General features: G+C 72.1%; 9 protein-coding genes. 4 read left to right on the forward strand and 5 right to left on the reverse strand.

What is annotated here, in order from left to right; genetic code table 11:
• Together D455_RS28990 and D455_RS0102520 are read right to left on the reverse strand one after the other, a co-directional pair.
• On the reverse strand, nucleotides 1–364 hold a 364-nt coding region (locus D455_RS28990; protein WP_017569194.1), incomplete at its 3' end, for an SDR family oxidoreductase.
• A gap of 156 nt (nucleotides 365–520) precedes the next feature.
• Complete coding sequence (locus D455_RS0102520; protein WP_017569195.1) at nucleotides 521–1570, reverse strand: NAD(P)-dependent alcohol dehydrogenase; 1050 nt, start codon at nucleotides 1568–1570, stop codon at nucleotides 521–523.
• Between the two features lie 277 nt (nucleotides 1571–1847).
• Between D455_RS0102520 and D455_RS0102525 the strand changes: the two genes are divergently transcribed.
• Entirely contained in the window at nucleotides 1848–2303 is a 456-nt protein-coding gene (locus D455_RS0102525) for a TIGR03618 family F420-dependent PPOX class oxidoreductase (RefSeq protein WP_017569196.1), read from the forward strand.
• 106 nt (nucleotides 2304–2409) lie between these two features.
• On the opposite strand, the gene D455_RS0102530 is transcribed toward D455_RS0102525, so the two are convergent.
• Entirely contained in the window at nucleotides 2410–3264 is an 855-nt protein-coding gene (locus tag D455_RS0102530) for an NmrA family NAD(P)-binding protein (RefSeq protein WP_017569197.1), read from the reverse strand.
• A 194-nt stretch (nucleotides 3265–3458) separates the two neighbouring features.
• Between D455_RS0102530 and D455_RS0102535 the strand changes: the two genes are divergently transcribed.
• A complete protein-coding gene (locus tag D455_RS0102535) occupies nucleotides 3459–4058 on the forward strand; it encodes a TetR/AcrR family transcriptional regulator (protein WP_017569198.1) in 600 nt (199 codons plus the stop codon).
• Nucleotides 4059–4285: 227 nt separating this feature from the next.
• Nucleotides 4286–4885: a DUF6058 family natural product biosynthesis protein gene (locus D455_RS0102540; RefSeq protein ID WP_017569199.1), complete on the forward strand. Its 600-nt coding sequence runs from the start codon at nucleotides 4286–4288 to the stop codon at nucleotides 4883–4885.
• A 73-nt stretch (nucleotides 4886–4958) separates the two neighbouring features.
• Here the strand turns inward: D455_RS0102540 and D455_RS0102545 are convergent, their stop codons facing one another.
• Nucleotides 4959–5450, reverse strand: a complete 492-nt coding sequence (locus tag D455_RS0102545) for a DinB family protein (RefSeq protein WP_017569200.1) — start codon at nucleotides 5448–5450, stop codon at nucleotides 4959–4961.
• A 39-nt stretch (nucleotides 5451–5489) separates the two neighbouring features.
• Entirely contained in the window at nucleotides 5490–6116 is a 627-nt protein-coding gene (locus D455_RS0102550) for a class I SAM-dependent methyltransferase (protein ID WP_017569201.1), read from the reverse strand.
• Between the two features lie 87 nt (nucleotides 6117–6203).
• Between D455_RS0102550 and D455_RS0102555 the strand changes: the two genes are divergently transcribed.
• Nucleotides 6204–6698, forward strand: a 495-nt coding sequence (locus D455_RS0102555) for a helix-turn-helix domain-containing protein (RefSeq protein ID WP_017569202.1), incomplete at its 3' end; no start/stop codon positions are given.

Raw genomic sequence — 6698 nt, forward strand, 5'->3', positions numbered from 1 at the left:
CCACCACCAGGGCGTGGCCGACGGTGAAGGCCCCCAGGTCCGAGCACAGCCACAGGACGGCGGAGGCGATCTCCTCGGGACGGCCCATGCGTCCGACGGGTTCCTGGTCGATCACCCGCCGACGGCCCTCGGGGGTGCCTCCGGAGAAGCGGTCCATCATCGGGGTGTCGATGATGCCCGGGCACACGGCGTTGACGCACACGCCCGAGTCGGCGTAGTCCAGCACGGCGGACTCGGTCATCCCGACGACGCCGTGCTTGGCGGCGGCGTAGGCGGCCTGACCGGCGATGCCCATCGCCCCGGCCCCGGTGATGAACACGACCCTGCCCGCGAACCCGTTTCCGCCCGCTGCTCTCTCCGACATCCCCGTTCCCCTCCACGGCGGAGCCCCGGTCGGAACACACCGAGGACCCGGGACTCGCTGTCATGCACATCAAACGAACGGTGACCGGAACGGTGGGGAAGGCGGCTCAGACCGACGCGTCTCCCCCACCGCCGTTTCACCCGACCGGAACGCGGATCAGTCACCGCCCAGGGTCGAGGCGTCGATGACGAACCGGTACCGCACGTCGGAGGCCAGCACCCGCTCCCACGCGTCGTTGATCTGGTCGGCGCCGACGACCTCGACCTCGGGGGCGATGCCGTGCTCGGCGCAGAAGTCGAGCATCTCCTGGGTCTGGGCGATGCCGCCGATCTTGGAACCGGCGAACGACCGGCGGTTCTCGAACAGCGTGAACAGCGTGACCGGCACCGGCGCGGGCGGGGCGCCCACGCTGACGATCGTGCCGTCCAGCGCCAGCAGGTTCAGGTAGGCGTCCAGGTCGATGGGCGCGCTGACCGTGTTGATGATGAGGTCGAAGGTGTTGGCCAGCCGTTCGAAGGTGGCCGGATCGCTGGTGGCGTGGTAGTGGTCTGCGCCGAACCGCAGCCCGTCCTCGCGCTTCTTCAGGCTCTGGGAGAGCACCGTCACCTCGGCGCCCATGGCGTGGGCGATCTTGACCGCCATGTGCCCCAGGCCGCCCAGACCCACGACGGCGACCCTCGTACCGGGACCGGCGTTCCAGGTGCGCAGCGGCGAATAGGTGGTGATTCCCGCGCACAGCAGCGGTGCGGCCTTCTCGAACGGGATCGACTCCGGGACGCGCAGCACGAAGTGCTCGTCGACCACGATGCGCTGGGAGTAGCCGCCCTGGGTGACGCTCCCGTCCCGGTCGGTGCCGTTGTAGGTGTCGGTGAACCCGCGCAGGCAGTACTGCTCGACACCGGCCAGGCAGTTGGCGCACTCGCGGCAGGAGTCGACCATGCAGCCGACACCGACCCGGTCGCCCACCTTGTGGCGGGTGACCTCGGACCCGACCTCGGCCACCACACCGGCGATCTCGTGGCCGACGGTCAGCGGGTAGGGGACCTCGCCCCAGTCACCGCGGACGGTGTGGATGTCGGAGTGGCAGATTCCCGCCCAGGCGATGTCGATCAGGACGTCCTTCGGGCCGACCGCGCGGCGCTCGATCGTGCCCGGCGTCAGCGGCGCGTTCGGCGCGGTGGCCGTGTAGGCGCGCACGAGGGACATGGATCTCCTCAGAAGTCTCGCGGTGGATGGTGCTTCCGCCCCGCGCGAGGGGCGGGCGCCGCTCTCGCGGCGGGACGGAGAAGCGGCCGCGTGTGCGTCGGCCGCTCATGGAACCAGTGGACCACCGGGAACGGCGCCCGTGGGAGGGTCTGTCAGTACCCGGCAGGAGGGCGTGCGGAGCCGTCCGGCGGCCGTGCCCGCCCCCACGCGGACCTGCGCGGACGTGCTGGGATGCTGGTGTCCTGGCATGTCCACCGACCCCTGGAGACGAATCCCCGTGCCCGACGAGACAGTGCCCGAGGAACCCGGAACGGCAGCCGAGGAGACGGGGCCACAGGACCCCTTCGTGGCGTTCTGGAGCGAGCGACGCCTGTGCACGCTGGCCTCCCCGCGCCCGGACGGCAGCATCCACCAGGTTCCGGTGGGGGTGACCTACGACCCCGAGCGGCACCTGGCCCGGGTGATCTCCTCCGGCTCCAGTTACAAGGCCGTCAACCTGGCGGCGCGTCCGGGCACGCGGGTGTCGGTGTGCCAGGTGGAGGGGCGGTGGTGGTCGACGTTGGAGGGCGAGGCCACGGTCAGCCGTGAGGAGGACGCGGTCGCCGAGGCGGAGCGCCGGTACACCCTGCGGTACCGGCGGCCGCGCCCCAACCCGAACCGGGTGGTGATCGAGATCGCGGTCACGCGGGTGTTGGGCAACGTGCGCCCCGAGAGCGAGGGGATCGTCCCCTGACCGCGGAGGTGTGGCCTGCCCCGGAGTCCGCCACCAGTTCTTCGATCTCGGTGGCGACGGGCCGGTCCTCTCCCGGGGAGGATCAAAGGTCGGGGGGAGGAACGCCTCAGGCGGCGATGTGGTCCGAGAGCTGTTCGGCGGCGCTGCGGGGTTCGCGGCCGAGGAGTTCGGCCAGCAGCGGGTCGACCCGTGCGAAGTAGCCCGTGCGGGTGGCCCGGAACATGGTGAGCGTGAACCGGGCCGCATGCTCCGGGGTGCCGTTCGCGACCTGGTCGGCGATCCACTGCTCGTCGTCGACGACGACGCGCCTGATGGTGCGGCCGGTGAGTTCGGAGGCGATCGCGGCGAAGTCGTCGATGGTGACGGCGTCGGTCGGGGTGAGGGGGACGGGGCCGTCGAAGGGGCGGTCACCGGTGAGGATGATCGCCGCGGCCTCGGCGGCGTCGGCACGGTCGATCCACGCGACGGGACCGTCCGCCGGGTGCGCCATCACTCCGGTCCGCCGCCACGGGCCGAGCAACTGGTTGAGGTCTCCGAAGAATCCGTTGCGCAGTGCGGTCCAGGCGACCCCCGAGTCGGCGAGGATCGCCTCGGTGGCGGCGTGGATGGCCAGGGGCGGGTACGGGCCGTCGCTGGCGGCGCCCTGCGCGCTGGTGTACAGGATCCGCTCGGCGCCCGCCTCGACCGCGGCCTCGATCGCCCTGCGGTGCTGTGCGACCACGTCGGCGCCGAGATCGCTCGAGGAGACGAGCAGCACCTGCTCGGCACCGGCGAACGAGTCGCGCAGGGCGGCCGGATCGTCGTAGGTGCCCTGTCGGACGCGCACGCCCCGGTCGGCGAGGTGTCGCGCCCGGTCGACGTCGCGCACGCTGACGCCGACGCGGTGTGCCGGAACGCGCTTGAGGAGGTGCTCGACCGTGGCGCCGTTGAGGGCGCCGGTCGCTCCGGTGACGACGATCATGCTCGTGTCCCTTCCTGGGGTCCGCCTCGTGTGGCGGTGCTGTCGGGCGGTGGCGGTCGTGGCGCCCTCCGGGCACCGATCAGTCACCCGCACCCAAGTTGACCAGCGTGGTCAATTTCGTGCGCGCCAGCCACCCTAGGTAACCTGACTCATCGAGTCAATTTCTTCGGAACGGCGTGAGAGGGCGGGCGAACATGACCGGTGAGGCCTCCTCACGGCCCCGGCTGCGCGCCGACGCCAGGCGCAACGCCGAGCAGATCCGCAGCGCCGCGATCGGCGCCTTCCGGGACCGGGGCCTGGGCGTGCCGTTGGAGGAGGTCGCCAAGGCGGCCGGGGTGAGCAAGGCCACCATCTTCAACCGGTTCGGCGGCCGGATCGGCCTCATCGAAGCCGTCATCGAGGAGCTCGTCGCGGCCGAGCTGTACGCCATCATCGACCGCGCCCGCTCCATCGCCGACGCCGGGGAGCGGGCGGGGTACTACATCGCCGAGATCCGCGACCTCCAGTACCGCCAGCCCGCCGCCAATGACGTCATGTTGCGGGAGTTCCCCCGCTCACGGCAGCTCATGGAGATCTGCCGGACCGCGGGCGGGTTCAACGACGAGGTCGTAGCGGCGGGCCGCGCCGCGGGCGCGCTGCGTTCCGACTTCACCGCGGACGACCTCCAGGCGCTGATCACCGACAACGCGCTCGCCCTCAAACACGGGGACCGTCCGCGCCGCGAGGACTACGACCGCCGCACCGCCTTCCTCCTCGACGGGATCCGCGCGACCGGGACCGCCTCCCGCGGTTAGGCGGCGACCGGGAACGAGGGGGCCCACCGCCGGATGTGTCGGTGGCGCCTCAGCGGTCGGTGGATCCGTCCGGGGCGCGGGTCCTCGACGACGGGAGGCGGGGGTGTGGACGCCCTCACGGCGTCGCGGCCCCTCCGATGGTTCGGCGAGCACCGAACCATCCGGCCGATAGCGTGCTGTCCCCCGCGCGGGAGACCCCCGCGCTGGTGAGGCCGGAGGACCACCCCATGACGGAGACAGACCCGAAGCGGCAGCTCGCCGAGCGCTTTCGCGAGGTCAACGGCGACCATCCGATGACCGACGCCGACGACGCGTACGTCAGCGCGCGGTTCGTCGCCTTGGAGGAACTGTGCGCGCTCCATGGCCGCGACGCCGACGCGGTCCGCCGCCTGATGCTGGGGCGGCGCCTGCCGCTTCCGGGATACCTGCGCTCCGACGGCGCCGAGATGGTGCCGACCGACCTGTTCGCCCTCGCCGACGAAGCCGGCGGAGTGGACCTGCTCGAAACATGGTTCACCGCTCACTGGGCCGACCCGGGCACCGGCCGGGCGGAGTGGGACGCCTACCTCAGCGGACGGTACGTGTGCCTGCGTTCGGTCACTCCGGCGGCCATCCGGCGCAAGGACCACCTGACGGCCGAGATCCGTGCCGCGGCGGAGGAGCCGGATGCCGGTTCGGCACAGTGGTCCGAGCGGCTGCACGCCCTGGTCGACGAACTCGACGCGTTGGAACCGGCGTTCACCGCCTACGACCGGCTCCGGTTCGACGGGCCCACGTCCCGGGACACCTTCATCGACGCGGTGCGCGCCCGCTTCCCGCGCCCGTGAACCGAAGCCGTGGCCGGTACCCGCGGAGCGGATACCGGCCACCTGTTCCCCGGTCCCGGGGAAGGCGCCGGGGTCAGCGTCCGGTCGCGCCGTCGATCAGTTCGCGGAGGATGTCGGCGTGGCCCGCGTGGCGACCGGTCTCCTCGATCATGTGGACCAGGGCCCAGCGGACGCTGGGAGCGGGCCGTCCGGCCCGTGGCCGGGGAACCGGTGCGCCGGGATCGGTGCACCCGTCGAGGACCCTGTTCGCGCGCCCGACCGCCGTGCGGTAGCGGGCGACGACATCGGCCACGCCGTCCGCTGGTGCGGCGTGGAACGTGGCCTGCCAGTCGGCGACGTGCTCCCCGAGGAACGTGGAGCGTTCGACGAGGGTCAGGTGGTGGAGCAGGCCGAGCAGGTTCGTGCCCGAGGGCACCATGGCCGTTCGGGCCCGCGGTTCGGGGGCGCCCTCGACCTTCGCCGCGATCGAGGTCCGGAGGTAGTCGAGGAAGGCGCGCAGGGTCTCGGTCTCGCTGCTTCCGGTCCGGGGCGGCGGGGTGTCGCGGTGGTGGGAGACGGCGGGCATGGTGGTCTCCTCCTTCTCGGCAGGGGCCGGTGCGGTGGGTCAGGCGGTGCGTCGGACGAGCAGGACGTGGTCGGTGACCTCGGCGGTGCGCCCGTCCGGGCCGGTCGCGACCCGGCGGGGCGTGTCGGCACGCTCGACCCTCCACGTCGCCGGGTCCAGACCGATACCCTCGGCGACCTCCCGTGGCGACGGGTACCGGACGTCGGGGTCCTGGTTCCACGACCACGGTGCGGTCGAGCCGTGGTCGACGACCAGCAGCAGCCCGCCCGGGCGCAGCGCGTGCGCGGCCCCGCGCAGGACGGTGTCCCGGTCCAGGTCGAAGAAGGTGTGGAGGTAGTGGGCGCAGACCAGGTCGAAGCGGCCCCGGGGGAAGGAGGTGTGCAGATCGTGCCGCTCGGCGGTGACCAGGTCCTCCAGGCCGTGTGAGCGGGCGAGGTCCGCCAGACGCTCGACCGCCACGGCCGAGATGTCGACGGCGGTGACGTGCCATCCCCGGCGGGCGAGCCACAGCGTGTCGCCGCCGTCGCCGCATCCGAGGTCCAGCACGTGACCGGGCGGCAGGCCCGTGACCGTCTCGGTGAGACGGTCGTTGGGCCGCGGGTCGGTGGCCGCCGGCCGGGCCGCGTGGACGCCGTCCCAGAACGTGACCGCGTTGGTGGTGTTCATCGGAGCTCCTCGTGTCGAGACGCGCCAAGTCTCACCGCGACCACCACGATCTGGCACGGAAACTTGCTGTTCTGGCAAGATGGTCTCGTGGACCGCGAAACAGAGGACGTACTCGACGTGGTGGGCCCGCGCCTGCGCGCGCTGCGCCGCGACCGCGGCCTGACCCTCGCCGACCTCTCGGCGGCCACCGGGGTGTCGGAGAGCACCCTGTCCCGGCTGGAGGGCGGTCAGCGTCGGGCGACCCTGGAGTTGCTGCTGCCGCTGGCCCGCACCTACGACGTCCCGCTGGACGACCTCGTCGGCGCCCCGCGGACGGGCGATCCCCGGATCCATCTGAAGCCGATCCGGCGGTTCGGGATGGTCTTCGTGCCGCTGTCCAGGCGGCCGGGTGGTACGCAGGCGTTCAAGATGATCATCCCCGCTCGGCCGCGACCGCTCGAACCGACGCCGCAGACCCACGCGGGATTCGAGTGGCTGTACGTGCTCAATGGTCGTCTGCGGTTGGTGGTCGGTGAGCGCGACCTGACGTTGCCGCCCGGCGAGGCGGCCGAGTTCGACACCTCCCTGCCGCACTGGCTGGGG

It is taken from the genome of Nocardiopsis halotolerans DSM 44410, from assembly GCF_000341065.1.
In the GTDB taxonomy this organism is placed as follows: Bacteria; Actinomycetota; Actinomycetes; order Streptosporangiales; family Streptosporangiaceae; genus Nocardiopsis; species Nocardiopsis halotolerans.

Bases quoted from the DNA above. Each gene is read 5' to 3' on its own strand.
- D455_RS0102520 (WP_017569195.1), bottom strand. From the start codon at position 1,570: ATGTCCCTCGTGCGCGCCTACACGGCCACCGCGCCGAACGCGCCGCTG.
- D455_RS0102530 (WP_017569197.1), bottom strand. From the start codon at position 3,264: ATGATCGTCGTCACCGGAGCGACCGGCGCCCTCAACGGCGCCACGGTC.
- D455_RS0102535 (WP_017569198.1), top strand. From the start codon at position 3,459: ATGACCGGTGAGGCCTCCTCACGGCCCCGGCTGCGCGCCGACGCCAGG.
- D455_RS0102540 (WP_017569199.1), top strand. From the start codon at position 4,286: ATGACGGAGACAGACCCGAAGCGGCAGCTCGCCGAGCGCTTTCGCGAG.
- D455_RS0102545 (WP_017569200.1), bottom strand. From the start codon at position 5,450: ATGCCCGCCGTCTCCCACCACCGCGACACCCCGCCGCCCCGGACCGGA.
- D455_RS0102550 (WP_017569201.1), bottom strand. From the start codon at position 6,116: ATGAACACCACCAACGCGGTCACGTTCTGGGACGGCGTCCACGCGGCC.